Raw genomic sequence first — 25,858 nt, 5'->3', positions numbered from 1 at the left:
TCAATACTTTTTTAATACTTTCATACAAAGATTGTTCTTCTCAAACCCATCCATTTCTTCTTCAGCACTTTCTTCCAACGAAAACTGGATGTAGTTCTTAATCACTTTTTCATAATCTTCCTGACTGTAATCTTTCGTCGAAATCACAATCTTTCGCGAGGATATAGTGTCATGTTCAATTTTATACTTCAGATTCACATCAATGTCACCATCTCCCTCTACAAGATAGAACAGGTAATGGTTCCAGCGTTCAAAATCATCGTCAAGAGATCGTTGACCTGTGGCTATACAATCCCTAATGTCAGTCCAATTTTCTGCCAATTGTGTCCATGCCATTGGAGCAGTGATAAAGATATCAATATTCGACTTAATGTCAAACACATCTTTTTTAAAAGTCTCAAATTTCTTAATTTTTTCCATTGATTACTTTGTTTAGCAGGGTTATGTAAAACTTGAGTCTATCATCATCGCTTTTTTCCATTATTTCTTTGCAGTTGTCATTCATGGCATCTTTAAACAAAGTTCCATTGATAAAGGTCAGACAGTTCAGAGCACCTTTTCCCCCTGTTGCAATGTCGAGGCTATCAGGAATTTTTGCCAAGGCGATATCGGGTATTCCGGGTGTCATCACATCATTAGCATATCCCGATTTTCTGATACCACCAACCACTATTCTCGTTTCCTTTTTTACCACACCAATGAGTTTGGGGTCTAACTCGTTTCTGATATCATAGAGGTCAAAATCTTTGTCAGATTGCACAAACTGAAATTCCCCAAAAATTTCCTGGTACTCCTGCCCTACATCAATTCCCAGCATAATTCCAATCACAACAACAAATTCTCCAAAGGTCACCCAGTCTTTTTTCTTTAATTGATCATGATGTAAAGGCTGACATCCTTCTCTCGCGGTCTGAAATGCATCGTACAAGTCTCTTGGCGAAACGTTTATCATAAAACTTAAACTGGTTGATATTTCGTCAAGCAGTCTCTGTAGTTTTGCCTTGGCCCCCTTGTTTTGATCAAAATTAAATATGTCATTCTGAAAATCTCTAAAGTCATCCAGATTAAACAATGTTTTTTGCGAATCCCCTTCGAACCAAACTGGCGAAAGACCATGACTTTTGAAAAGATTATAGAAATGACGACAAGGAATATAAGTAGCGTAGCCTAATAATTCTTTTTCATCTATGCAGGCCGACTCTTCATGCACCCCTAGAAGATGATAGTCATTATCAAAGACTCCTCCACCTGACATGCCTTTAAGTTCATGATTTGCTATATTATCTTCATACTGACATGACACATAACTACCTTTGTTATCCAGTATTCGTTTGATAGGATGACTGCGAAAATCCCTTTTTCCATCTTTCTCCGTACACTTTGGATATCCAGCATGTTCACAATTTACATCGGTCTGATTAGGTTTCTCTATAAACTCTATGGTCCTTATATCATCCGAGAAGTTGTTAATTTCAATTATGCACACATCTCTATCCTCGTCTTCCCACTTGTCGATAATTGTAATTCCCGCATCTCCGTATTTATCTTCATTTGGTATGATGGTAAAGTTATCTCCAACTTCTTTTATGCAGTGCCAGGCCGTAAGTACAAAAGTCCTTCTCTCTGAAGGAAATCGCATCAGCACACCACTTCCCCCAGCAACTCTAACCGTCAAGTCTTTCAATTCGTCTGCATAGTTCATAAGTCAGATTTCTTTTATTCTGTTTAAGACTTGAGGATAGTCCACGATATCCTGATTCGTTATCATACTGCGCCCTCTCTCTGGATAGTTAAAATAAAAGTCTGCATCTGTTTTATCCACGAGATGAGCTAGTACTTCCTTATCAGGATGCCCATAGTAACTCCCGTCTGTAGAGAAAATGAATCTATCAGCATTAACATATTCTAGGAGTTTGGGATCAAAGTTATTCTTACTTCCATGGTGTGATAGCTTCACCCACTTGCAATGCAGTGGTTTTTCTATCCTGTCGTCATCCTTAATTGCGTTAATTACAGTATAAATATTGGCATCACCCAAGAAAAGATCATTCTCACCATCATTCAGTTGCACAAGGAGAGCAATAGATGCATCGTTCTCAGGAGTCACCTTATCTCTTTTATTATCCGCTTCCATGATATCTTTAATACTTATACTGTAATTTTCATTATCAGCATTCTTCAGATTCTTTTCTATGTCATGGGCAATAACATTATGATCTGTCACACTTGGAGCTAAAACAATTATCCTTCCCCAGTCATAGCTCTTCGCTATGCCTGCTACCATTTTGTCGCAGAAGGGCATACCCTTTTCGCGTAGCATTGATATAAAAGAAGCTGCCTTTGCACTTGTATTTTGCAGGTTTGATACATCCTCGATTTCTATATCATCATTAATCCATATCTCTCGTACGAAATCAGATGTTGGAAAGTCATGTTCAAACCAAGCTTTAATTCCACCTATATGATCCTCATCCACATGAGTAATAATCATAAGATCAATGGTCATTCCTTTGTTTTTCAGCTCATCCAGTTTATCTTTAAGGACTCCAGGTTTCATTCTACCTCTTTCTTTATGATGATAAGAATATGCTGGACCTCCATCAATCATAATGATAAAAAGTTTACCACCATAATTGATGTTGATGAAAATACAATCACCATAAGTCGCTTTAAGTAATTCGACCTGAGTTTCAGCCATAATACTCAATTATTATCATTCTCCAACACCAATGAAACCTTTTTCCTCACCTTTGCTTTTGTTAAGCAGGCCCCACTTGATTGATTGTATGAGAGTAATCCAAGTGGAAGCCTGCGTTATAAAGAACTTTTTATATTGATACCTCACGAAATCTCGTACCTTGATGTCAGGAACTGAAGTGACCTCGTCCCTTGACAGAGCGCATCCTTCGTGGGATGCTTAATATCACTTCATCACATCACCCTCCTTTAGCGGTTCGTAGGGGCCATTCTTCATTTCCAGGATGCAGGTGCCGCTCTCCAAGGCTCTCACTGTATGCCACATGCCGAGGGGAATACTCACAGCCACATTTACACCGTTCGGCTCCAATATAAACGACTCAGTACATTTACGTTCCTGTTCGTCATAATATTCCACCCGGAGTTTCCCCCTCAGGCACACCATCGTTTCCGAAGTCTTCTGATGCCTGTGGATAGGCAATATACTACCAGGCTCGATGGCATTAAGCATTCTCTGGCTTCCGTCGTCTGCAGAATCACGAAGATCCAGATTCATCCTCAACCTTTCCGAAACCTTAGCTTGTTCCGTCAGGTCGTCCAATATTTCTTGGTTTATCGTCATGTTTTCGATAAAGTTCTTAATGTTTCAGATGTAAGGTAACCAGATGCCAGGGACTGTCCTTTGGCAAGTGCATAACTCTACGTACCACCTTCCACAAAGCACAGCTTAACTAGTTAAGTTTCAATGCGTTGCGTAACATTTTTAGTTTATTCACATTTAAGTAATCGGGGTAACAGAGGTTGCAACTCCTTTTACCGCCTGCAAATATACGAAATTTCTTTTTACCAACAAACAAAACACACGAAAAATAGCATAAATGTGTCGAAAAACGTCAAACGCCCCGGAAAAGAACTAATCTTCTCCGAGGCGTTTGACTGTTGATGTCACGTACCATCAGATGTCACGAACCTGTCCCCCCTGGCAGGAGAACCATTCTTCTCCGAGGCGTTTAGTTGTTGATGTCAGGAACCTGTCCCCTGGCAGGACGTTGCTATCACGTACCTGCATTCTATGCTAAATTCCAAACATTAATTGATATTTAACTATATATTTAACATTTCGCAGAATAGGCAATTTCTTTGTTTGTCTGATAGACATGATCAGGATTGTATTTCACCCGGTCTCTAACCATTGCAACTAACGCATGCAACATCTTGTTTTTGATATTGTTGTGTATCAACAGAGGATGTTTGCCACGTTCTTTTAAACGCTGATAGTAGTTGTATACATTCACGTCAAACTTGATTGCGACTAATGCTGCTTGTGAGAGCATAGACTTCTGAAAGTTGTCCGTATAGACCATCAGGCATGTCGCATTCTGTATGCCAATGTCTGGCATGGAGGTGATGATGTCGAAGATCTCCTTGAGCTCGTCATCAGCAGCAATGATATCCTTTATCTTTTGGTCGCGTTTAGCAATGGCCTTGTTCACCTCCGTGATGACATGTCGTAAGCAGAGGCATAAAGGTAATTGCTTAGACCAATACTATAGCCTCCAGTATTCTCACCACAGAAGAGCCAGGAGTCAATGGGAGCAGACTCAGACTGAGCCTTTACCCAGGTTACCAAACGACGGAAGCCCGATGTCTTGTTGTTAAACACTTCGTGCACACTGGGGGCACATTCCTTCAGTGCCGCTGGCATTCTATCTGGACTTTGCAACTAAAACAGGAAGGACTAAGACGGGTCATAGACTCTAGGGCTGTTGTCCCTTGGCAGGGGTGGCACATTTATTCCGATATTATCACGTTACGTTTTTATGAGGGATTGCCTGTCGTAGGTGCTCTGCTGCTCTTTTGCGTTTAACTTCCCCGAAATACAACTTTGGCAGCGTTGCTACAATCCAAAAACAACGTTTCAGTTGCTTCTTGGGATCCTGGCAGATGCGATATACAAACTCTAGGTGGTGCTTCTGTATCCATTGGGGGCAGCGCTTTTCGTCTGTTCCACTATAGAATTTAAATGCAGCTCCTACAGCAATCATCACGCCACTTTTTAGATAAGGCAACAGTTTGTTCATAAACTTTTCCTGCTTGGGGGCTCCCAGTGCTACCCAGATTATCTTTGCGCCATCCTCTTCTATCATCTTAGCAATAGCAGGATAGTCAAAGTCCTCAACATCACGGAAAGGCAGTTCTACAAACTTCATATCCTTCACATCAGGATTCATAGCCATTATTTCTTTCTGAAGTCCATCAAGCGTTTTCTGGCTCGTACCCATAAATATCATACGATACTTACGCGACGATACAATATCCTTAAATATATCGGCACCGCAATACTGCTCATATTTGATACCATAGATAGATTTCAAATACAATGGCACCCAGCTACTATCGCAAATAGCAAACAGTCCGCCATTCACAACCTTCAGATATTCCTCATCACGATTGGCATTATTCAGAACCACACCATCAGCCACACAGATATATCCTTTCTGTGCAGCCTCTATCTGCCGATGTACTTCAGCCTTGTCAAACTCGTAGTTAATATTAAAATATGTATTCATTCAGTTACGCATTCTTATATATCCCAATCATGGCTGCAATCTTACTGTCCCACGACATTTCCTCGCTAGCTTTCAAGCAATTATCAGATAACTGTTTTAGCTTATTCCTGTCATTATACAAAGTCCGAATAGCATCAGCCATTTCTACTATCGATGTTTCTGGTTTAGATAAAGCGACCTTTACACCACATTTCTCAGTCACGCAATCTCCTTGTCCACAAGTATCCAAACATATTACTGGCAGATGATTGGCAATAGCCTCCTGAACCACATGGGGAGTACCCTCCATGATACTGGTAAACAAGAACAGATCAGATGTTCTCATCAATCGCTGCACCTCATCATGCGAAACCATCCCATGGTAATTCAGTTTAGCAGAAACACCTATGGTATCAGCCAAAGCTTTCATCTGCTGTACCTGCTCCTCTGTACCTCCGCCACATACATGCAGCACAATATCAAGGTCCTTCAGCTTCCCAAGAACACCTATCGCTAATGATATCTGCTTTCTGAAGTCCAATTTACCCACCCAAAGCAGATTCATTTCATCGGACTCATTAACCATGAATCGGGAATCATGAACAAAGTCATTTACCTCGCAGCCAGTTTCATTAATCAAATACACCTGCTTATGATAGTAATTCTGCAGTTTCTTCTGGCATCCACTCGTTGCTGCGATAATGGTATCAGCCCTTTTCACAGCGTAGCGCACATTGGGCTGATAGCGATACTGTAACGAATTGATAATGTTCTTTACAACATTAAAAGCAACCGTCTTAAAACCCGTTCCTTTCAAATAGGCAATTGGCATAGTTTCCATTCCTCCCACTGGCCCCCAAACAAACTTGGGCCCTTTTATCTTCCATAGCAGGCCTGGCTCTCGATAACCAATCATATTCAACTGATGTAGTATATCTATCTTTTGCTCAGCACAAATCTTTCGGGCAATCTCAAGTGTTCTCCATTGCCATTGCCTGTAATACTTATAAAAACGCCAGTCGCCTTGATTCCAGCACATCTGTCGCACTTCGGGTGTCACAGGGTTATAATAAAAATGCATATTCTTCCCCTGAGGAAGTGTTGGAATCATAGTCTCAATCTTATCACGGAATTCTTCTTCTGTGATAATAAATAGCTCGCAGTGCTTAGCCAGATTCACACACCAGTTCCACGCCATACCAGGCTCACTTCCCATATTGGGAGAACAAGCATAGGCGTTAACAAGTACTTTTTGCATAAATCTCTCCTTAAATATATTGCAAAAATAAGCTCTGAATCTGCACTGCAAGCCTCTTTAAAAGATATGCAGTAACTAACGAAACAGAGAATAATAAGATTAGAGATACTAAATAATTATTTGAAATCAAAACAGAAAATGCACCGTGACAAAAGCCATGGTGAACTAGATAAAGTTCAAAACTAATTCCTGATAACCAACCAACTACTTTATAGTGATGATTGAAATTCAATCTTAATAGTAATGCCATAATTGACAACCCCTCAACATTATACAGCAAGTAAGCAAGTGGTCTACTTATTTGGTAAATTTCAAATAATTGAAATACGATTACTATGAAAGTGGAAATAATTATGAATTGTATCACAACAAAACTCATACTCATGTTTGTTACCTTCTCCATGATTTCTTTGGCATTGATAAACGAAAAGGCCGTAATCAAAAGCATTGGAAATGCATGTCCTGGTAAATTGAAGTGTTCCACAAAGATTACACAAACCACAACTATTGTAAGCAGTGCAATCCATATCCAAAGTCTATTCCATTTTTCAAATCCGCATCTTGAAATAATGAAAAAAAGAAGGTAACATATAGCTAATACTGTTAGAAACCATAGATGCCCATTTCCAGGCAACTTTGCAATCCATCCCAGGAAAAGAAAGTTAAAAACAGCATCGACAAATCTGAATTGCACACCGAATAGGACAAAAGCACCTAATAGAATTATCAGGAAAGGATAAAGCGATGATACGATTTTAACGCCTCTTTTTCTTATCCACTATTTTTCAAACGGCCCTTTACCATCCTTGTCCCATTTTAGTCCAAAGAGCAATGCTGATAGTGTAAAGAACATCATATTACCCCCCCCAACAGACGTCCCACAGATGGGGTTAGCCCAGAAAACATCAGATAATGACTAAAAATTATCAAGATGATAGCCATTGCTCGAATGACTTCAAATCTATACACTTTCATACAATAAAAACCATATATTCCTCTAAACTCATTAGTATTTTACTTTCTTAGGAAAAACAGACCATCTCGCCTTGTTGTATGGGTATATATATTTTTTACCTTGTACATTGAAAAATACTATGATTTAAACAAATTCATATAAACAACTTCCAGACTCTTTGCGACATTTATCTCGTTAAATGCTCCATAAGTCCATTTGTCACTTTCTTCAACAATACGCTTCCTTAAGTCAGAATCGGATATTAACATCGTCAGTTTCTGAGCAAGTGACTCAACATCACCAACAGGAAAAATCAAGCCATTCTTACCATTTTCCACAATATCAGGGATTCCTCCAACAGGTGTCATTACACACGGGATACCATAAGCCCAAGCATCCAAAACCCCCATAGGAAATCCTTCACCTTCGCTGGCCAAACAATAAATAGCACTTTCTTGAAACACCTTCTCTTTTTCTGATCCAGAAATCCACCCCAGCCATTTTACCTGATTCATGATATCGTATTCTTCAGCTATTCTCATTCCTTCTGCAATCTCATCAATTCCATCTTGAAAATAGGCATTCCCAGCGAAGGCTAAAGTCCAATCAGGATATTTATGTGCAATCTTAGCAAATGCCTTCAATAGTACATCATAACCTTTACGTTTACATATTGTTCCTGCAAATAGAATCTGTTTTTTCTTATTAGAAGTATCACGTGTTACTAACGGGCATGGGTTCCAAAGAATTTCAACTGGATAATTGCGGTCAGGATAAGATTCATTAATAAGTCGCTCCCAGTATGGAGAGAGTACAATTACTTTATTTGCTAAATCAAACAGAGTCCTTACAATTTCATGAGATACAGGATCATATATATCCTGGGGGCCTGGTGGATGAAAATGAACAATTATAAGTTTACCTAATTTGCTAGCGACTTTTGCAAACGCAATTTTGCGTTTACCAGACGTTTTACCTGCACAATGAATATGCACAATGTCGTAAAAAGGTATCCTAATCAGAAAATCAACCCAAGCAGTAAAAAGATATAAAAGTTTTCGCCAGTTAGGCCCATCCCTATGTGTCTGAACCCAATGACAGTGGAATTTTTTCCACTGTTCCCCCTGTTCATGCGCTTTAATAACAGACGTGATACCTCCTCTTGTCTTGCGTGAAGTTGCTATAACCAATACTTTTGTCATAGTATGTATTTTTGAATTTTTATATTCACTTTATTCATTACCCATCCCATCAGAATGCTCATTACCAATGTGCAAATAAAAAATAATTCCCGTGAAGAAATCAAAGCATCACAAGCTATCATACATGCATTCTGAACTAGATATATCTCGTAGGACGCAGATATAAGACTTTTGATGTGTTTGTGTGTGGGGGGGGGGGGGGGGTATTTTCACAACTTAATGAATGCCCTATCAAATAGGCAATCGTCAAAACGAACAATATATTTACAAAGTAAAGAGAAGCATATTCATAAAGATAACGCGTCATAACACCCATATATGATGTGACATCCGACCAATGGAAAAAAAATACGAATAATACAATAACTAAGATTGCCACACCCTTACCGAACCAGCCATGTAGAAATCTTATTAACTTTGCCTCATAACGCTGATACCATAGACCTAAAATAAAACACGGCAAACCATTGATATACCATACAGGTTGTCTTGACATAAACAATCCCGTCGTCAATATTAATACAGCACCACTTAACAACACTATTAACAAGTCACCTCTCTTATGGCAATATACATCAACTTTAGCACAAATATAGAACAGCAGGTACAACACCACTATTTCAGTCACATACCACGAAAACCGCAAATAGGGGCCACCCCAATATAATGTGTCCCAAACTCCGCTCCAGTCTATCGGGCCCATGAAAAAAGCATAAATAGGTAACGATACCGCATAGGTGGTCATGAGAGGAAATAATACCCGCCCTACTCTGTGTAAGATAAAACCATGTAGATAATCATCCCCTTTTGTGCCATAAGCATTAATCAGGCCATAGGCAGACAGGAACAGGAAAACGCTCACGCACTCCGTCCCCAACATGAACTGGCCTTGCCACCATGATTCCGGCATATAGAACAGCCAGATATGACCATTGACTACCAGAATAGCCAAAACAAACCTAAGGACATCGGTTAAGGAACGAGAATTTGATATCGTCACTCCTGACTTAGAAAAGGCCATAATGAACAGCAACAGTACTATAGAAATTAGCATATCATCTCCTTCCGCATGGCCTCCCAGCAATTAGCCATCGTAAACTCATTATCAGCCGATTGCTTTAAATATTTTATCGCATCAATCCAATCATCCACAGTTTCAACTACTTATAATAATGAAGCACATCTTTGGGGTGTGTCGGGATACCAAACTCACAATGATTGAAACACGCTTTTAGTTTATGGAATTTGTTACAGAAATCTTGGTACCTCAATTTATAACTCTGGGCATAAAACGTTTTATTGGGCTGAAATAGTTTATAATTAGCCTCATTCATTAAATCTATATATGGCAGAAATGCATTAGGCGCCATAATAAACATGTCCGCAGGATTAGTGTTCACTTCCATTTTTCGTTTCTGAAAATGGACGTACATAGTTTCTTCCTTTACAAGATTATCTTGTTTTAGGTATATTCTAAACAACTTCCCATTTTCGTATGAGAATAATAGATTATCTCCCTGTCTTCTGTGTGAACGAAATGCCAAGTTCATACAATCCACATCATCATAATGGCTGACTTGGTAGAACAAATCATTCATATTTATGTCCCAATACCGACTAGTTCCATAGTACTCATCAAAAGCACAGCCATAGTCAAATGTAAATACCTGTTTGTATGACGGTTGGACTACATACCGATATATCGCGTTAATATCAGGTAAATTCCTGTAAAAACTAAGATGACCTTGACCAAAAATCCTATTATATTTACTCAGTATTTCATCTGTCAGGAATTTGCGCAAATCACCCCAAATAACATCCACATCACCATATCCCCAAAAATCATATCCTTTCAGATATTGCTTAAATACTTCACCATATGATGGTCTAAAGTCGCACAATTTATAAGGCTTTGACAATCTAATTTTGAAATCGAAATTTCTTTGGAACTGAGAAACAATTTCCTCAAAGGTCATCAAATAGACTTTTACATTGGGGCAATCACAGGGAAAATTATTATCTGTAAAGAACAAAACATCTATTGACGGGTTATTTTTTACGGATTGCAAGAAAAAAGGAAAGTCATCTTTCAATCTCCCAAAATACGGTATTATAACAGCAATTTTTTTCATTTACTTAATAGTTTCTTAATAGGAATAATGACTCTTACATAAACAAGCAATAGGAATGGGTGATTATGAACACACAGCCAATGAAATATATTTGCATAAAAAGGGTAATAAGACGGCTTAAACTCAGCTAATTCTATCCATACAGGGCTCTGTAAACTTTCTCTAACACATGTCAACTTATCATCATAACTAGACCCAATAAGACTTGATATATGTGCTCGATACTCTGATGAGATAAATCTATTGATTCTCAATCTATAAGTCTCGTCTTCACCAATCATTCTTAACAAACAGCTCCTCAGCACTACAAGTCTATCCCAATTCTCATATTTAAATGTATGGGTTAAAGAAGAGCAATTAACATAATAATAATAGAAACAGAATGGTGTGCACACCATTATTTCAGACATGAGCAAAAGTTCCGTCTTAAATAAAGTATCCTCTGAAGAAACCTCGCGTTCTGAACGGAATCGGATATTTTTATCTTCTAATAATCGGCGCCTTATAAACAAAAGGCAAGATGATACTGGGTATAATCTTTCTTGCTTTGCATAAGGAGCACAGCCCAACATATCCTTGATGTATTCTCTGATTGCTTCTTTATCCAACGCTTGTACATCTTGAAAAGGGCTATCTTTTACCCATGTTCCACACTCTGTTTCCTTGACAAAATTACCAGTAGCAATATCTGCCATGTACTGAATAGACAAATGATAGAAGTATTCACAAGAGTTAAGTTCTATCCTATCGTCACTGTCTACGAACATAACATATTCACCGGTTGCGACATCAAGTCCGGTATTACGAGCCTTTCCCAAACCTTCATTAATAGATTTGTGAACAACCTTTATACGATCATGTTGTGATGCATAATGATCACACATAGCGGGACAGCCATCAGGTGATTTATCATCTACAAGAATAATTTCAACATCTTTCAATGTCTGCCCCAATAGTGATTTCACACAGCGATCCAGATACCGCTCTACATTATAAACAGGAACTATTATACTAACTTTTGGATTCATATATTTTAAAATAATGCTACAATCTTCTTTATATCGTATGGTTCGTCTTTACAGGTCTGCGATAAAGTCCTAGCTAGACATCTAGTCACATAAGCAGAAATAACAATAACAAGAAATATCATTAGCAAATTCAATGGAAAAATCATGTTAAATAAATCTGTCAGAAAATAACCTTGAATCAGATAAATTTCAAGGCACAAACCTCCTATAAACCTTATTAAAAAATATATTTGGGGATGATTTAATAATTTATTCATCTTAGGGTTATTTCCCCAATGATATAGGTAATACACTGCTACTAAAAGAGGGATAAAACTGAACACTTCCAAGAACCTTAGAGATTCATTTTGGGGAAGAAAAATAAAAAACATATAGAAAATAATAATACCACCAAAAGCAAAAGCGAAATCCTTCACAAAATTGCGTTCTCGTTCTTTCATATTTTTTTCTTCTGAACCCATATAGGCACCTAAAAGCATGAAATTAAGGAATACTAACCAACGGAAATAACCCCATCCATATACACCGCCTGAGACATCTCCACCCATTAAGAAATACCAAATAAAACAGGCAAGAGATGTTAGTGAAATTATCCACAAAACTTTTTGCTTGAGATAATACCCTATGAAATACAATAAAATATAATATACCATAATACACTGAACGAACCATCCCCCACCTTCAACGATAATAGATATTATATCGAAATGATGGTCCCATATCAAACAACTTATGATGGCTACAGCAAACACAGTTGGATATATTCTGTTAATACGCCTTTTGTACCAGTTTAAAAAACCACCAGCACTGCTCATCGGTTTCATTAGCAGTGTGAATCCACTACAGAAAAAAAACAATGCATCACCAATAGCACCTCCTGTAGCTAATTTACTGTATTCACCATACAGAGGTTCCATATGCGAATTGGTTATCAACAATACGGCTAAAAACTTCAAGATGTCGATACCGGCATTTCTTCCATTAGCTATTATTTTCATTTCAATAATTGTCCCTTTGTTATAAATGTTTTATAAGTAGTCGATTCATAACTATTATTCATTCCCTTCATTATACCCCACACAATTGTTATCCATAACACTATAACTAGCAAGGGTAGGTTCCTAGAACTTTGGGGTTCTTTTTTATGAATATAAAAATCATAAATTAGCAATGATATGATAATCATTTGAAACAACTCAAAGTGCATAAGAGGGCGTAAAAACATATATTCAACATTACAGAAAAGGAAATATAAGCATCCATAAGCAAAACCTAATATATACCAAAGATTGAAATACTTAATTTTGCTACCATATTCCTTAAACAGCCTTGGCCCGAACCATATTAATGATAGAGCTGTTAGAAAAAAAGATAGCTGTATTGGGCCGAAGCTGCGTTCTTCATTCTCCGTTTGACCAGTAGCAAGATCTATGAAATGCTCCTCATACTCTTTATATCCAAATTGTTGGATAAAACCACTTATAAACGATACCATTCCACTAAATTGGGGTGTATTACCTAGGACGAAACAAACTATGAATATGGATAAACATAATGTTCTTTTTTCAGCTAGCCCCTTTGTTATAAATGGCACATAGCGTAGCATATATAATGGTATCAGCATCAAGGCCGAATGATGTATAAATGAAGCAAAATACAATAAAACCACATATGGAACAGGACGTTTATCTACTATCCACCGACTGGCATACAAGAACATACACGCCACTATCATCTGGCGTACAGCATTTTGCATCTCAAGATAATAATTTCCGCCAAAAAGTACAATGGGGATAGTAATCAATAAATAACGATAGTCCTTTACTGCTTTAATAATAAAAAAGATTTGAAGAAAAGCTGCAATGCCTAATCCTACAGATGAATGCAGGCCCAATCTATAAACAAATGAAACTAATAATGACCATATGTATTCATTGGATCTATTTTCACTGATTATTCCTTTCTCAAAAATATGGATATAAGAATTACAATCCGTACCCACATTCCACCTTATTGCACAAATCAATACATAAAAAATAATCCATAACCATGCCCCGCGATCTAACTTCTCCAACGAACCACCTTGTAATACATAACGGTTAGAACTAACGCCAAAGCGATTCATGACATAAGCAAAGAAAACGTATATAAAAACCTCTAATATAAACATAATTAATACTTCAATTTACAACCTGCCGCCTTAAGAAACTCGTCAAGGCTCCCGTATTTTGCTTTATGAGTGGTGACATACTCACGATATCTAGGGCCACACTGAAAACGGATGGGGATTTCTGGATACTCATCTACTTCATCTCCACCAACAAAGAAAGGGAATTCCTCACGAAAGTCTGCAGCGACAGGTTCGCGATGAAAACGTTCTACTATGCTACGGGCATAATCCATTGCTTCAGCTTCGCAGGCGGCCAATCTCTTCTGATAGAATTCTTCAAGGGAACTTACAACCCTACAAGGAGCTCCAACTGCTATTGAGTTTGCGGGTATATCCTTCGTCACAATACTACCCGCTCCTATAAAGCAGTTATCACCAATTGTAACACCTTTAAGCACCATCACATGACGACCAAAAGCCACATTATTTCCAATGGTAATACGGCCGCTACTGTTCACAAACTCCCTATCGGAACGTAGGAACACATGTGTTACCCAATCATGTGAATGGAGTTCAACATGATCATTGAAAAAGCAATCTTTACCTATGGTAATAAGCGATGGTCTTGTAACATCAATCTCTGTCGTCATTGGGTTCTGTATGTATGTGCCTTCTCCTATTACTACTCCTTTACTCTTGAGGTGGGCTATATAGCTCGCTGAGGACCTGCGCACATAATAGTACCCAAGTTTGTACATTATTCTTTTGATCATTATCATTTCTGTAATATTCTAAATGATTGTCCAACAACTACTGAATTGTCAGGTACATCCTTAACGACAACAGCACCTGCTCCAATTGTAACATTATTCCCAATATGAACGCCACCTACGATAATTGCGCCACAACATACGGTTACATTGTCACCTATCGTGCATTGTTTATCTTGATTCCATACAATATTAACACATTGGTTTACATGAAAATTCTTCCCTATACTCTTAGCAACAACAACGGTACTATAGCCATGTTGTACAATGAGCCCTGGTCCGATATCATGACACGCTAATGTGAGGTTTGTTTGACCTTTCCACAGCCAAGATACTAAAGCGTTAATAGGGCCAATTCTATTATAAACTATACTTCTGAATTCTTTCAGTTGTGCAAATAAGAAGCAGAATCCAAAAAACGAAAATGGTCTGTTCTGCCATTTCGACCATCTCTCATAGTCTTTCTTTAATGTACTCCTGGATTTAACTGACACAAATGGTATAAGAGGAGCTATGAAGAATAAAACTATTATTGTTTTAAAAAATACAGGAATGTCCTTCATCGCCTAAAACGTATGTTTATAACCATATAATCTCCACTTTATTATAGTAGACAACATCTGGTAGCGGGACTGGAGTTTCTTGTTTAAAGTATCCTTTCCCCAACCTCCAGCAAAATCATGGATCGCAAAAGTATCGCTATCATCGTATCGACCTTTTAACCAATCATTCGCGCAGAGATATGATTGAGGGAAAAGTGTAAAACCGTCGATTGTCTGCTCTGTGTTATCCATATAGAATCCGGCCTTTATCATGATAGACGTCAAATGGCTTACATTTGTAGTAATATCATATCGAGTACCATGAAAAAATGTTCTGTTTCGATACCCCTCTAAAAACATGTCAATGATTGAATGATGGGGTTTTGACGCAATAACTCCAGTCTGCACATATTTATCATGCTCAAAGCTTCCAAAGCCATCCAATTCAAACCAGGACTCAGGAAATGTTTTTTTTACTAATATATCTGTATCAAAATAGAGGCCACCTTCAATCGAAAGTGCTTTTAAGCGAGCCACATCGCTTACAAACGCATATTTTTTTGCATAATAGGCTTGTCTGGTGTATAACAATTCATTCACATCAAAATTAGTTTCGTCCCATTGCTTGATTTCAAACTCGGGAAGAAACTTCTTCCATGAATCAATATATAACTGAACTTCAGATGGTATGGGCTTTCTACCAAACCAACAATAATGGATAATCTTTGGTATCATATTGTTAATTGTCTTTCTATATTCTTCTTCCAATTAATATACTCAATAGTCTCGGGCTATAGCGCTTCATCAGATAATAAACTGCCACACTCTCTGCAATCCTAATAGTAAATTGGAATAAGTAGCATAAGGTTGGTCCTATGTACGGTATAGAGTCCAACAGATATGAGGGCTCCTTATTTATTGCCCAAATAAACAGCGTATTTGCAAAGGTATATATGAAAAAACTCGTTTCACCCCATTTTCTAATTTTTAAGATGGTTTTATCGTGTTTGTCTGCCAAATCATACGCCACCACAAAGACAAAAACGATACCTCCTATTAAGCAAATCAGGTTAAACCAATTACCTATTTTAATATCAAAAGACTTCAATAACATCTGCGTCACATATAATATTGGCCAAACTAGATATGCGCATTTTTGCCACACTTTCTTCAACCATGCGAAAACATCAATATCATGAATACTGAAGAACGCCCCCATATAGAAAAAAGAGACGGCAGCAAGGCTGAATCCTGGGAATGGTATACCTATTTTAAAAGCATTGAGGATGAATAGAACCAAGAATAGCCACCACTTCAACAACTTAACAACTCGATATGCTACAATGCTGCATACCATCATCACCATAAGATCGCGCATAAACCATAGCACGCCCGCAGCAGGGCTGACCAAGGCGGGATACTGGTATCCCAAATAAGACGTAGTTACTATTCCGTCACCATTGGCCCAGAAAATACGATGTAGTTCCCATGGCATCACGTCACCCATAGAGCGCGTTGTGTAGTACGATAAAGCAACAGATGAAAGGTAGGCCACAATGTTCCATATAAGGTATGGCATCAGTAAGCTTTTGGCCTTCTTCCTCATTGCAGTCTTGTATTCTGCTAATCCAAATTGATTCTTCCCTATAAAAAACAAATAGCCCGAGATAAAGAAGAATGAGGGGACAGCCAGTTGAACTATGGGGGCACAAATAATGTTAGGGAAATACCATATAAAGTTTTCCGGGCCACAGTTTACGCCCGTATGCAATAAGACTATTAGGCACGCTAGAGGAAACCGCATTAAGCCAATAGCACGACTCTCCCTGGTACTACGTAATAATAACATAAAAAATTATCTTTCAGTTTTGATGTATCTGTTTCCTTTATTGCTTACTTTTGTTGCAGGATAACCGGCAATTGAAATATGTTCCTCGTTGAAAGACGTTGAAACAACCGCATTTGCACCTATGGCACATCCATCTGCAATAGTAATCCTTCCAAATATCTTAGCTCCAGGGCCAATCCATACATTATCCCCTATTGTTGGTACGTCCCATTGATCATCTCCATGCTGCCCAATATTAACGCCTTGATGTATATCACAAAAGGCCCCAATGCGAGCGTTTGGGTTAACTACGATAAGTCCAAAATGATTAATCTTGAGTCCTGGACCAAAGGTATTGACGGGTATGTCCCAACCCATCTTAACACCATAATGCCGATGTACAATGTTCCAGACTTTATCCATAAACAAATGATATTTACCATGCTGGTTGTGATGGTACTCATGTTTTCGCAATGCAAATAAAAAACACCATGTTTCGTCATGGAAGAATCGTGGAAGTCTACGAGTTCTACCATAGACCTGCATGTCTAACTTTATGTAATGATTATAATCTGCTTTATTTAAAATCATACTCCAATTATTCGGTTTTTATCAAAAATGATTTTTCCATATTTTTCAAATTGCTCATCCAATTGATAGAATCCATTCATCCAATACTCTTTAGTATCTATCCATATGTTTTTTTTGAAACACATGAAATGCAGATATGGTAGAACTCGACCTTGGGGGTCAATTATTTTACCTGATTTGTTCTCATATGTCCAAATAGGAGATGTCCCTTCTGGAAGAGTGGGATTAGGCGTGGTGTAATACTCCTTCATGTATTTCTTTCTTAGAAGAAATCTATTAGAAACATCATAAAAATGATACAGAGAAACTGATAAGTGCTGAAATATATATCTATAAATCCTTCCTAGATTCCTTCCAAATGGATTGATTAAATCAGACCAATCCATTTCATCAAAGCCATGATGTTGATCTTCCACCAAGCCTTCCTTCCAATTCTTGATCTTGAAACATAGATTACGATAGCTTTCATTATTCCTTACTATGGTAAAATGACCTGCGACACGATAAGAGTGTGATGTTATCAAGTCGTATTTGCTCAATTTTTTATTATTTATCATCATGCATAAATCACCATATACCAAGTCCAAATCACCAAACCCCCAGAAATCATAGGACTTAAGTTCATACTTATGAACTGCCCCCAAAAATGGTTTCAAGTCTGTTAACTTATATGCTTTTTTTATTGAATAATCAATACCCAACCTTTCACCTACCAATTTTTTATATTCCTCAAAAGTGCATTGATGGAAAATTGTATTTTTATATTGATGTTTAGGCAATGGACAATCGGTGTAGAATATGAAATCTACCATTGGGTTTCTACCACATGAAAAGAAATATAATTCTATCCATTCTGGCCACTTACCGAAATATGGGACTATCTGGGCTACTTTATATTTCATTTGAAGATATCATATTTTCTATTTCTAAGTATTGGAATACATAAACCTGAGAGTATGCATACTATCATCGAGCATAGTGCATATAAATAAATCGACTCAACTAGTAACACCTTATTTACACACCATATTAGAGAGAACTGAACAAGCATAGGAACTATTGTATTCTGTCCATAATATGATAGGATATTTAATCGTATCAGTTTTGACAGTTCTATTACAGCAATACTGCCAGCAAATGCCTCAACATAAAATGCTAAATAGTTTTGTGTAACAAAGTTGATACTAACATTTTGGGAAGAATAAAACAGTAAGAAACACATTAGCCATGCTGTAGCGGATAATGCCCAAACCCTTGTGTTGATAGTGGTCTGCTTAAAGTATTCTTTAATTTCAGTAGCCTTGTCACATATTTCTTCCTATCAAATGTTGAAGACTCAAAGATTCCGGAAAGCAAGAAAAATAACGGCACATAGAACGAATTTAGGGCGTTATTCCAAGTCTGATAAATAAGACCATCCTGTACCGCTTGTGATGGAATAACATGGGATGCAATTATCAGCATCATTCCTATCGCCTTTGCATTATCTATATGATGCAGTCGATTTGCCATGTTACTTTGATTTTATTATCTCAGTAAGTTTCTTTTCCAATAAATTATAATACTCCCAAATCACATCCTCCGCACCTTCAACAAGGCGCTTCTGGCAAGCAAATTCCATGTAACGCTTCGCATCGGAATTGAGTTCCTGTACAAGTTTAATTGTATCAGGATTCTCCTTATTCATATCAAAAAAGATGATAGCATCCTGATTGAAGATCTCTGGATCAGGATGGTTATCGCCACCCCAATAGATAGGTATGCAGCCACTACTGATGGTATCCAACAGTTTCTCTGTTACATAACCAGGAGCATTGGAGTTCTCGGGAGTAAGGTTAAATCGGTAGTGCTTATTCCACTCTATCTTATCATCATTATACTTTGATTTCAGGCTGTCATCATTATGCATCCAACGGCCAGCACTATCTACCTTGTCTATCGTTGAGAGCTCATTCAAAATTCTCTCTCTACCTGCATCGCCATGACTGCACAAGAACGAGCAGAACTTGCGGTCTGCATAAGACTTTGAATCCGCAGAGTTCCACTGTTGCACCTTTGCCTTGATAGAGTCATAAGTCTCCATAGGATCGAGCGTCCACATTATCCAGAAAGGGATATGGATATACTTTGGATTATCATTGATATCGTCAAAACCAATAGATAGGTCTATACATGGTTCATTGAGCATGAAGTCATGCCACTTATGACGATGAGCCAGGTTCTCTCGAGCAAAGAAGATCTTTAGTTCACAAGGCTGCCTGCGTATTGCCCATTCCGGTCCACAGATTGTAAAAACACCTGCACGCATTTTATCCTTTTCTCTTAAAAGAGCTCTGCCTTCAACAAACTTTGATAACCAAAGATCCTGTGGGAAAAAAGGTGGAAACCAATTGTAAAGCTTCAGTTGATAGTCTTTTGAAAACTCTAATCCCTTTCGGTGTTTTTTATATAGATTCCAATAAAATTGGATTGTACTTAAACCTGCCATGCGATTAAAATTTTATGAACTTACGAGCAAGACCATATAGGTGACAACGCAAAAATATAAAACCTATCTTATAACGTAATCCTGGTTGCTCCCATACATAAGGCAACAATTGAATACAATACTGATCAATTTCTTTTTGGGACATTATATCCGCTTGTGGGTAGCATTGTACAAATTGCGATAATGCTACTTGATTCCTGATTCTTGAATAGGTTTCTTCCGGCAAAAGTTCGTAAATTATGTTTTTGAATGTTGTGAGTGCGTCAAACGTCTTTCGCGTTACATTGTGTGTGATTGACTCGTTATTCATCCAATAATGATAATAGGCATTATCAAAGAATGAAAGTTTCAGATTCTGATACTTCATTATCTGAATACAAATGAGAACATCCTCACAATAGTTCACTCCTGGAAAAAATCTGATATTGTAGTTTTCGTAGATAGAATGCCTAATTAACTTCATTGGTAATCCGGAAAAAATACCACCAAAGAATATATCATCTATCTGATCTGGAGTATTTAATCGAGTCGGATGTTGTTGCATTAAAATCTCACGGCCATCCGAATAGTTATGATAATAATTACAGATTACCATATCGGCATCTTCTACTTTTGCTTTGTCATACAGATCTACAAGCATAGATGGGTCCGCCCAATCATCGGAATCAAAATGAATGGAATACTCTCCGTTAGCCATATCAACACCTGTCTGACGAGCCATGGATACCCCTCCGTTCTCCTTATGGATAACATGAATACGTGAGTCTGACTTGGCATATTCATCAAGGATAGATGGAGAGTCGTCAGTTGAACCATCATCAACACAGATGAGTTCCCACTCCCTCATAGTCTGTGCAAGAATGCTATCCACAGCACGATGCAGATATTTCTCTGCATTGTACACCGGCATTATGATTGATACTTTCGGCACCATATGTTATCGGAAACTTTTAATAAATCGTCCAAGGACTTTCTGCCTAACCATCATACGAGTATCCTTATTCAAGCCTAATAGGTACATAAACATAACAGAACTCAGAACAGACACCGAACTAACAATAAAGAAGCGTATCCAGCCATCCCCCATTTGACATTGAACAAAATACGGAATTATACAGGCAGCTGCCAATATCGCCATATTCTTAGCAAATATATTGACGAAATAATATTCGGATGGGAAATCTGCATATTTTTTTAATATAGATAAATCAATAACAAATCGACTTAGACCAGGAATCATACTGACCCAATATACGGCAGTAGGAGGACATCCCAACCTAAGAACTACCCAAACAAGAGGCAAATGCAATATTCCGATAGGAGCCATAAACAAACTAATCTGTTTAACCCTACCAATAGCAACATTACCCTTGAGAATCATTGAATTAGAATATTGTATAAAACTACATAAAATCGTGATCTTTATAAACTCAGGCGTGTATTGAGGTACTGTTCCAAGCCACAGTGTCAAAACAAAATCTATTTCAAGAAAAATAGGTACAGCAATTATGGCAAGCATGAATAATGTTACCTGAGATATGTTGAATATCAACTTTTCAAATGCTTTTTTGTCCCCTTGAGCATGATATTTTACCAATTGAGGTTCTGCCGCAGCAATGAATCCAAACACAAACTGTGAAACAGTAGCTGTTACACTGTTTGCGATACCTCGAGCAGCATTGAGAGCAACATTAAAAAACATATTTAACAAAATGGAAATACCTTGGCCATTTAATATTGACGTAACATTACCGAAAGAATCCCATCCTGAAAATTTCAGCATCTCCTTCATTAAATCCTTATCTATGGCTACAGATATCCTACACTCTCGAAATCTCTGTCTACAATAAATCTGATAGAAAATGGTTCCTGTTACTGTAACAATCATCATTAATGCAGCATATACTATAAGCTTGTCACCAGGGATATATACCAGTAAAAAAAGTAACACGATTTTGGCAACTGCATCATAAATACTCATTATTGCGTAGATGTTGAAATGCTCATGTGCTGTAACAGCTGCAGAAAATGGGGTCTGCATGATAGAAACAAACACGCTTATCACTGAGAATTGGAAAACCCAGTTGGCTGCATTCAGTCTTTCTAATGGTATATTGAGTTTGTAATTAAGGAACCACAAGCCCAATGACTCCAATAAAAAAACAACAATTACACCTATGACTATGTGTAATACTATGGATGTAGAAAACGTATATTTAATTTTTTTATCGATTCTCTCTCCTATAGCCAATGCCATAAAGCGTCTGGTTGCGCTTTGTAAAACATTGTTGAGTATAGTAAATAATGCTACAAAACCTCCAACAACATTATAGATACCATAGTCATCAACACCAAGTTTATTCAACACGATACGAGTGGAGATAAACGCCAATGCCATGATGACAAACTGTCGTATGTACAGGTATATGGTATTTTTAAGTATTCGTTTATTATTGTCTTCCATTATTTCCAATATGCAATATAACTATGACTACCTTTTTGTTTGTCAATAGGAGGAAGCTGCATGTAGCTTCCGTAATGTTTTGTAAGGTAAGCATCATATGCAGCAATGCCCCGATAGGTTCGGTCTTCGAATGGCAAGTCTATATAATTGATAAAAGTTTCTTTTATCATGTGCTCTTTCTCTGCATAGGCTCCACAAATTGCACCTGCATAGGCAGAAGATTCAAAATCATACGAAAGATGAAGATTGTGAAGAATCGTCAGACTATTTTCACGGGAGTGATAGAACAGGTGGCGTATCCATGCTTTTAAACCAACAAACCATTTTGGCTTATTAGGCTCATATAGATAATATGCACCTGTCAGATAGTCGTGAAGATTATATAAGTTCTTGGTCTCTCTATCTTGAGTTTTAAGATACGAAGTAAGACCTTTTTCGTCAGGAAGTCCGTCTATTGGAAATAAATCAACAAATATTCCATTTTTGGCATAGAACTCCTCCAGTACTGTTCTATCATCATAAACCTTGGCAAATGTAAGGTATGTATTCTGATCATTACCTGGATGCTGTATTTTAATATAAGGATGCGTGAACTCCTTCAAGAACACTTCATAATCCGGTCTGGGCATCATGAGATCAACATCGTCATCCCAGGGGATAAACCCCTTATGTCTAATTGCACCCAATAATGTTCCACCACCAAGAGAATATCTTAGTCCTTTTTTTCTGCAGAATATATCTATTGCATCCAATACTCCGAGTTGAACTGCTCGAATTTCTTCAAAAGTTATATCCTTCATTTCAGTTTTTTCAATTATCAGACAATACTTTTTTGATTTCAGAAGCTAACATTTTTGTATATTCAGGAGCGACCACAGCATCTATGTGATCAGGATCGAAGAAATTTCTCTCATCATGGAGATAACGTTCATCAAAATGATGATTAAAATAGATAATGTTATTATCAGACAACATCTGCTCCAACTTTCTACCCTGTATCGTTTTCTCCAAATTTGTATCTTCAAACTGTGGGGAGGATATTACAATGAGATGAATACCTTTCTCCTTTATCCTATTGATAGTGTTCTGGAATGATTCTACTCTTGACAAATCTAAGTCATTTTCAAAATGTATTACACGCTTTTCCAATACTTTATCGTGTTTTGATTTCAAAGGAGCATAACCTTTATTTGCATCCTCAGTATTACGCGTACGTAGAATGTCGACAAATGCACTAGCTTTACCATTCCAACGATAGATTGAAGACAATAATTTTACGCATTCATATTGGGATCTCCTATTAACAAGATCCCTTGCATTAGAATCAGAGCCATAGAATGGAACTAAATCAGTCATACGGTCCATCTCGTCATCATACATATAATTTGACAGGCTTATTGCATCCCATTCCCATATTATCAACTTGGGAGAATAGCGATCCAACATCTTGTTGACAAGATAGTTCTGAACGAGAAATCCTGCGCCATCTTTTGATGCGTTAATACAAGACATGCGCAATGAATCTTCTATTATAGAGGGTATTATTCCATGAGTTGCCTTTGAATCTCCGAAGATTACAATATCTTCATCTATAGTATATGCTATCTTACCATATCCATTAAAAAAACCCATGGGATAATCTAATGTTTTGATAAAGATCTTATCCATCAAAAGGCCATAGGATTTATCTATGCCAACAAGCAAGATGCAAAATATGACAAACTTAATTGCTAACTGTTTCATTAGAATTGGAAATAAATAAACTGTCCACCATCAAATACTGCAAATAGAAGCAGACAAATGATTATAAATATGTAGGACGCAAAACGTACTACAATTTTGCTATTCTCAAAGCAACGGAAATGGTTTGGAAAAAACTCGTCGCGGAGATCTTTAAAAAATAGTATAGAGAGCATCAAACCACCTGTCAGGAAAGTACTACTATCAACAAACAAGCTACCAGGCTGTGTAAAGATCTTTACTACAATCTTGTTGGCTTCAGTAAAATTGCTGCTCATACCATATATCTCAGAGAACGCAAAGATCAAATAAACAAAAATGATGCAAGTGAGAGTATACCACCACTTACTTGTTAACCTGTATTGTGATTCAAACCTTGTTCTTCTTTGAAGCATCACTGATTCAATACTAAGGAGAACACCTTGCATAATTCCCCAAACAATACAAGTCATGGACGCACCATGCCAAATACCAGAAGCAAGGAAGGTCACCATAAGAGCACCTACAACACCCCATGTCTTATAGGAGCGAAGCGTGTATGCCATTGGAGTGTAAATATAATCCGTAAGCCACTGGATCAATGACATGTGCCACCTGCGCCAAAAAGCAGACACGGATGTAGCAAAGAATGGACGACGGAAGTTAGGAATGATATGGAAACCAATACAACGAGCAGAACCGATAGCAATCAAAGAATAGCCTGCTAAATCAGCATATTCCTGTAAAGGAAAGAGTAGTGACGCTAATGCAAGAGATGTACCATTGTGCATATCACTATTCCCAAATACCGTATTTACATATAACCCTAACCTATCGGCAACGCACAACTTCATAAAGTAACCCCAGAGCATCATTTTGGCACCAGAAGTCAAATCCAATGGAGTACTTCTGTTCATCTTTGAAATCTGAGGGAACATATTACCTGCTCTCTCGATAGGACCAGAGAATACGATGGGGAAGAATGACAGGAAGAGAGCCACAGAGAATGGATTCTTCTCAACCTCAACTTCCTCATTGTACAAATCAACCAAATACCCGATTGACATGAAGGTGTAGTAGGAGATTCCGAGAGGAAGCATCCAACGGATAGTCGGTAATGTAACATTAATGCCTACCGAGCTGAGCAATGACATAATGCTCTCATCGACAAAGTTGAAATACTTGAAGAGGAATAAAGACGCAAGTATGAGTACAATACCTCCTTGCATAATGCGATGCTTCTTGTCGTCATCCACTGTCTTATCCATCCACATGCCGAAGCCGTATGTCACCAGTGATGTAGCAATAAGCAACAGCAAGTAGGAAGGTTGCAGAAGGCCATATATCACATAGCTGGCTGCCAATATATAGAACAACCTTATCTTCTTTGGAACCAAGTTGTACAAGAGTACAATCAAGGGGAAGAAGATTAAAAATTCAAACGAAGTAAAAGTCATATTAAAAACATAAAAATGATAGTGTATCATATAGCCCGAATTAGGCTATACGATACATGCTATCTGAT

28 protein-coding genes are annotated in these 25,858 nt (G+C 37.7%); all 28 read right to left on the bottom strand.

Translation table 11 applies throughout. From position 1 onward, the window contains the following. Entirely contained in the window at nucleotides 1–420 is a 420-nt protein-coding gene (locus T499_RS0103420; RefSeq protein ID WP_033149745.1) for an ABC-three component system middle component 1, read from the bottom strand. Beyond that, complete coding sequence (locus T499_RS0103415) at nucleotides 407–1,702, bottom strand: S1 family peptidase (RefSeq protein ID WP_033149744.1); 1,296 nt, start codon at nucleotides 1,700–1,702, stop codon at nucleotides 407–409. The genes T499_RS0103420 and T499_RS0103415 overlap by 14 nt, the downstream gene beginning before the upstream one ends. Before the next feature lie 3 nt (nucleotides 1,703–1,705). Further along, nucleotides 1,706–2,698 (bottom strand): ComEC/Rec2 family competence protein, encoded by a 993-nt coding sequence (locus T499_RS0103410; RefSeq protein ID WP_033149743.1) that lies wholly within the window; start codon nucleotides 2,696–2,698, stop codon nucleotides 1,706–1,708. 225 nt (nucleotides 2,699–2,923) lie between these two features. Next, nucleotides 2,924–3,319, bottom strand: a complete 396-nt coding sequence (locus tag T499_RS0103405; RefSeq protein ID WP_033149742.1) for a WbuC family cupin fold metalloprotein — start codon at nucleotides 3,317–3,319, stop codon at nucleotides 2,924–2,926. A gap of 490 nt (nucleotides 3,320–3,809) precedes the next feature. Further along, on the bottom strand, nucleotides 3,810–4,190 hold the full coding sequence (locus T499_RS0103400) for a hypothetical protein (protein ID WP_033149741.1): 381 nt from the start codon (nucleotides 4,188–4,190) through the stop codon (nucleotides 3,810–3,812). After that, the gene (locus T499_RS14600; RefSeq protein WP_157054495.1) at nucleotides 4,187–4,402 is read right to left on the bottom strand and encodes a hypothetical protein; all 216 of its coding nucleotides are present in this window, start codon (nucleotides 4,400–4,402) and stop codon (nucleotides 4,187–4,189) included. Before T499_RS14600 ends, T499_RS0103400 begins: the two co-directional genes overlap by 4 nt. Before the next feature lie 100 nt (nucleotides 4,403–4,502). Then, complete coding sequence (locus T499_RS0103395; RefSeq protein ID WP_033149740.1) at nucleotides 4,503–5,267, bottom strand: WecB/TagA/CpsF family glycosyltransferase; 765 nt, start codon at nucleotides 5,265–5,267, stop codon at nucleotides 4,503–4,505. 4 nt (nucleotides 5,268–5,271) lie between these two features. After that, nucleotides 5,272–6,504 carry a glycosyltransferase family 4 protein gene (locus tag T499_RS0103390; RefSeq protein WP_033149739.1) on the bottom strand — a complete coding sequence of 411 codons (1,233 nt, stop codon included), beginning with the start codon at nucleotides 6,502–6,504 and terminating at the stop codon, nucleotides 5,272–5,274. 10 nt (nucleotides 6,505–6,514) lie between these two features. Further along, nucleotides 6,515–7,279, bottom strand: coding sequence for an acyltransferase family protein (locus T499_RS0103385; protein WP_084162873.1), 765 nt, complete (start codon nucleotides 7,277–7,279; stop codon nucleotides 6,515–6,517). A 317-nt stretch (nucleotides 7,280–7,596) separates the two neighbouring features. Then, nucleotides 7,597–8,661, bottom strand: a complete 1,065-nt coding sequence (locus T499_RS0103380) for a glycosyltransferase family 4 protein (RefSeq protein ID WP_033149737.1) — start codon at nucleotides 8,659–8,661, stop codon at nucleotides 7,597–7,599. A 136-nt stretch (nucleotides 8,662–8,797) separates the two neighbouring features. Continuing rightward, nucleotides 8,798–9,715: an acyltransferase family protein gene (locus tag T499_RS0103375; protein WP_033149736.1), complete on the bottom strand. Its 918-nt coding sequence runs from the start codon at nucleotides 9,713–9,715 to the stop codon at nucleotides 8,798–8,800. Between the two features lie 106 nt (nucleotides 9,716–9,821). Next, nucleotides 9,822–10,793 (bottom strand): DUF6625 family protein, encoded by a 972-nt coding sequence (locus T499_RS0103370; protein WP_052173346.1) that lies wholly within the window; start codon nucleotides 10,791–10,793, stop codon nucleotides 9,822–9,824. Further along, nucleotides 10,790–11,821: a glycosyltransferase family 2 protein gene (locus T499_RS0103365; RefSeq protein ID WP_052173345.1), complete on the bottom strand. Its 1,032-nt coding sequence runs from the start codon at nucleotides 11,819–11,821 to the stop codon at nucleotides 10,790–10,792. The genes T499_RS0103370 and T499_RS0103365 overlap by 4 nt, the downstream gene beginning before the upstream one ends. A 5-nt stretch (nucleotides 11,822–11,826) precedes the next feature. Then, nucleotides 11,827–12,819, bottom strand: coding sequence for an acyltransferase family protein (locus T499_RS0103360; RefSeq protein ID WP_052173344.1), 993 nt, complete (start codon nucleotides 12,817–12,819; stop codon nucleotides 11,827–11,829). Further along, nucleotides 12,816–13,991 carry an EpsG family protein gene (locus T499_RS0103355; RefSeq protein WP_084162872.1) on the bottom strand — a complete coding sequence of 392 codons (1,176 nt, stop codon included), beginning with the start codon at nucleotides 13,989–13,991 and terminating at the stop codon, nucleotides 12,816–12,818. The genes T499_RS0103360 and T499_RS0103355 overlap by 4 nt, the downstream gene beginning before the upstream one ends. 2 nt (nucleotides 13,992–13,993) lie before the next feature. After that, on the bottom strand, nucleotides 13,994–14,710 hold the full coding sequence (locus T499_RS0103350) for an acyltransferase (protein WP_033149734.1): 717 nt from the start codon (nucleotides 14,708–14,710) through the stop codon (nucleotides 13,994–13,996). Beyond that, the gene (locus T499_RS0103345) at nucleotides 14,707–15,264 is read right to left on the bottom strand and encodes an LbetaH domain-containing protein (RefSeq protein ID WP_033149733.1); all 558 of its coding nucleotides are present in this window, start codon (nucleotides 15,262–15,264) and stop codon (nucleotides 14,707–14,709) included. The genes T499_RS0103350 and T499_RS0103345 overlap by 4 nt, the downstream gene beginning before the upstream one ends. 3 nt (nucleotides 15,265–15,267) lie before the next feature. Beyond that, complete coding sequence (locus T499_RS0103340) at nucleotides 15,268–15,978, bottom strand: glycosyltransferase family 32 protein (protein WP_033150160.1); 711 nt, start codon at nucleotides 15,976–15,978, stop codon at nucleotides 15,268–15,270. Between the two features lie 16 nt (nucleotides 15,979–15,994). Continuing rightward, complete coding sequence (locus T499_RS0103335; RefSeq protein WP_033149732.1) at nucleotides 15,995–17,047, bottom strand: acyltransferase family protein; 1,053 nt, start codon at nucleotides 17,045–17,047, stop codon at nucleotides 15,995–15,997. A gap of 51 nt (nucleotides 17,048–17,098) precedes the next feature. Continuing rightward, nucleotides 17,099–17,662 (bottom strand): serine O-acetyltransferase, encoded by a 564-nt coding sequence (locus T499_RS0103330; protein WP_033149731.1) that lies wholly within the window; start codon nucleotides 17,660–17,662, stop codon nucleotides 17,099–17,101. Beyond that, nucleotides 17,659–18,564, bottom strand: coding sequence for a DUF6625 family protein (locus T499_RS14030; RefSeq protein WP_157054494.1), 906 nt, complete (start codon nucleotides 18,562–18,564; stop codon nucleotides 17,659–17,661). Before T499_RS14030 ends, T499_RS0103330 begins: the two co-directional genes overlap by 4 nt. A 319-nt stretch (nucleotides 18,565–18,883) precedes the next feature. Further along, entirely contained in the window at nucleotides 18,884–19,174 is a 291-nt protein-coding gene (locus tag T499_RS14390; RefSeq protein WP_084162870.1) for an acyltransferase family protein, read from the bottom strand. 1 nt (nucleotide 19,175) lies between these two features. Next, complete coding sequence (locus T499_RS14025) at nucleotides 19,176–19,970, bottom strand: glycosyltransferase family 10 domain-containing protein (RefSeq protein WP_157054493.1); 795 nt, start codon at nucleotides 19,968–19,970, stop codon at nucleotides 19,176–19,178. Nucleotides 19,971–20,154: 184 nt separating this feature from the next. Further along, nucleotides 20,155–21,084, bottom strand: coding sequence for a glycosyltransferase family 2 protein (locus T499_RS0103315; RefSeq protein ID WP_052173340.1), 930 nt, complete (start codon nucleotides 21,082–21,084; stop codon nucleotides 20,155–20,157). A gap of 3 nt (nucleotides 21,085–21,087) precedes the next feature. Continuing rightward, entirely contained in the window at nucleotides 21,088–22,614 is a 1,527-nt protein-coding gene (locus T499_RS0103310; protein WP_052173339.1) for an oligosaccharide flippase family protein, read from the bottom strand. Further along, the gene (locus tag T499_RS0103305; RefSeq protein ID WP_033149730.1) at nucleotides 22,614–23,414 is read right to left on the bottom strand and encodes a LicD family protein; all 801 of its coding nucleotides are present in this window, start codon (nucleotides 23,412–23,414) and stop codon (nucleotides 22,614–22,616) included. Before T499_RS0103305 ends, T499_RS0103310 begins: the two co-directional genes overlap by 1 nt. Nucleotides 23,415–23,424: 10 nt before the next feature. Continuing rightward, nucleotides 23,425–24,357, bottom strand: a complete 933-nt coding sequence (locus tag T499_RS0103300; protein WP_033149729.1) for a hypothetical protein — start codon at nucleotides 24,355–24,357, stop codon at nucleotides 23,425–23,427. After that, nucleotides 24,357–25,820: an MBOAT family O-acyltransferase gene (locus tag T499_RS0103295; protein WP_084162869.1), complete on the bottom strand. Its 1,464-nt coding sequence runs from the start codon at nucleotides 25,818–25,820 to the stop codon at nucleotides 24,357–24,359. Before T499_RS0103295 ends, T499_RS0103300 begins: the two co-directional genes overlap by 1 nt. Nucleotides 25,821–25,858: the final 38 nt, after the last annotated feature.

The sequence above is a fragment of the Prevotella sp. RM4 genome, from assembly GCF_000701965.1.
GTDB classification, from domain to species: domain Bacteria; phylum Bacteroidota; class Bacteroidia; order Bacteroidales; family Bacteroidaceae; genus Prevotella; species Prevotella ruminicola.
The sequence above is the reverse complement of the archived record's forward strand: the minus strand, read 5'-3'. Positions and strand labels throughout refer to the sequence as shown.

Coding starts and splice junctions, on each gene's coding strand:
- T499_RS0103415 (WP_033149744.1), bottom strand. CDS start 1,702: ATGAACTATGCAGACGAATTGAAAGACTTGACGGTTAGAGTTGCTGGG.
- T499_RS0103365 (WP_052173345.1), bottom strand. CDS start 11,821: ATGAATCCAAAAGTTAGTATAATAGTTCCTGTTTATAATGTAGAGCGG.
- T499_RS0103305 (WP_033149730.1), bottom strand. CDS start 23,414: ATGAAGGATATAACTTTTGAAGAAATTCGAGCAGTTCAACTCGGAGTA.
- T499_RS0103300 (WP_033149729.1), bottom strand. CDS start 24,357: ATGAAACAGTTAGCAATTAAGTTTGTCATATTTTGCATCTTGCTTGTT.
- T499_RS0103375 (WP_033149736.1), bottom strand. CDS start 9,715: ATGCTAATTTCTATAGTACTGTTGCTGTTCATTATGGCCTTTTCTAAG.
- T499_RS0103420 (WP_033149745.1), bottom strand. CDS start 420: ATGGAAAAAATTAAGAAATTTGAGACTTTTAAAAAAGATGTGTTTGAC.
- T499_RS0103310 (WP_052173339.1), bottom strand. CDS start 22,614: ATGGAAGACAATAATAAACGAATACTTAAAAATACCATATACCTGTAC.
- T499_RS0103390 (WP_033149739.1), bottom strand. CDS start 6,504: ATGCAAAAAGTACTTGTTAACGCCTATGCTTGTTCTCCCAATATGGGA.
- T499_RS14030 (WP_157054494.1), bottom strand. CDS start 18,564: ATGAAATATAAAGTAGCCCAGATAGTCCCATATTTCGGTAAGTGGCCA.
- T499_RS0103410 (WP_033149743.1), bottom strand. CDS start 2,698: ATGGCTGAAACTCAGGTCGAATTACTTAAAGCGACTTATGGTGATTGT.
- T499_RS0103315 (WP_052173340.1), bottom strand. CDS start 21,084: ATGGTGCCGAAAGTATCAATCATAATGCCGGTGTACAATGCAGAGAAA.
- T499_RS0103360 (WP_052173344.1), bottom strand. CDS start 12,819: ATGAAAATAATAGCTAATGGAAGAAATGCCGGTATCGACATCTTGAAG.
- T499_RS14390 (WP_084162870.1), bottom strand. CDS start 19,174: ATGGCAAATCGACTGCATCATATAGATAATGCAAAGGCGATAGGAATG.
- T499_RS0103330 (WP_033149731.1), bottom strand. CDS start 17,662: ATGATTTTAAATAAAGCAGATTATAATCATTACATAAAGTTAGACATG.
- T499_RS0103340 (WP_033150160.1), bottom strand. CDS start 15,978: ATGATACCAAAGATTATCCATTATTGTTGGTTTGGTAGAAAGCCCATA.
- T499_RS0103405 (WP_033149742.1), bottom strand. CDS start 3,319: ATGACGATAAACCAAGAAATATTGGACGACCTGACGGAACAAGCTAAG.
- T499_RS0103355 (WP_084162872.1), bottom strand. CDS start 13,991: ATGTTTATATTAGAGGTTTTTATATACGTTTTCTTTGCTTATGTCATG.
- T499_RS14025 (WP_157054493.1), bottom strand. CDS start 19,970: ATGCGTGCAGGTGTTTTTACAATCTGTGGACCGGAATGGGCAATACGC.
- T499_RS0103395 (WP_033149740.1), bottom strand. CDS start 5,267: ATGAATACATATTTTAATATTAACTACGAGTTTGACAAGGCTGAAGTA.
- T499_RS0103295 (WP_084162869.1), bottom strand. CDS start 25,820: ATGATACACTATCATTTTTATGTTTTTAATATGACTTTTACTTCGTTT.
- T499_RS0103350 (WP_033149734.1), bottom strand. CDS start 14,710: ATGATAATGATCAAAAGAATAATGTACAAACTTGGGTACTATTATGTG.
- T499_RS0103345 (WP_033149733.1), bottom strand. CDS start 15,264: ATGAAGGACATTCCTGTATTTTTTAAAACAATAATAGTTTTATTCTTC.
- T499_RS0103335 (WP_033149732.1), bottom strand. CDS start 17,047: ATGCGGTTTCCTCTAGCGTGCCTAATAGTCTTATTGCATACGGGCGTA.
- T499_RS14600 (WP_157054495.1), bottom strand. CDS start 4,402: ATGCCAGCGGCACTGAAGGAATGTGCCCCCAGTGTGCACGAAGTGTTT.
- T499_RS0103380 (WP_033149737.1), bottom strand. CDS start 8,661: ATGACAAAAGTATTGGTTATAGCAACTTCACGCAAGACAAGAGGAGGT.
- T499_RS0103370 (WP_052173346.1), bottom strand. CDS start 10,793: ATGAAAAAAATTGCTGTTATAATACCGTATTTTGGGAGATTGAAAGAT.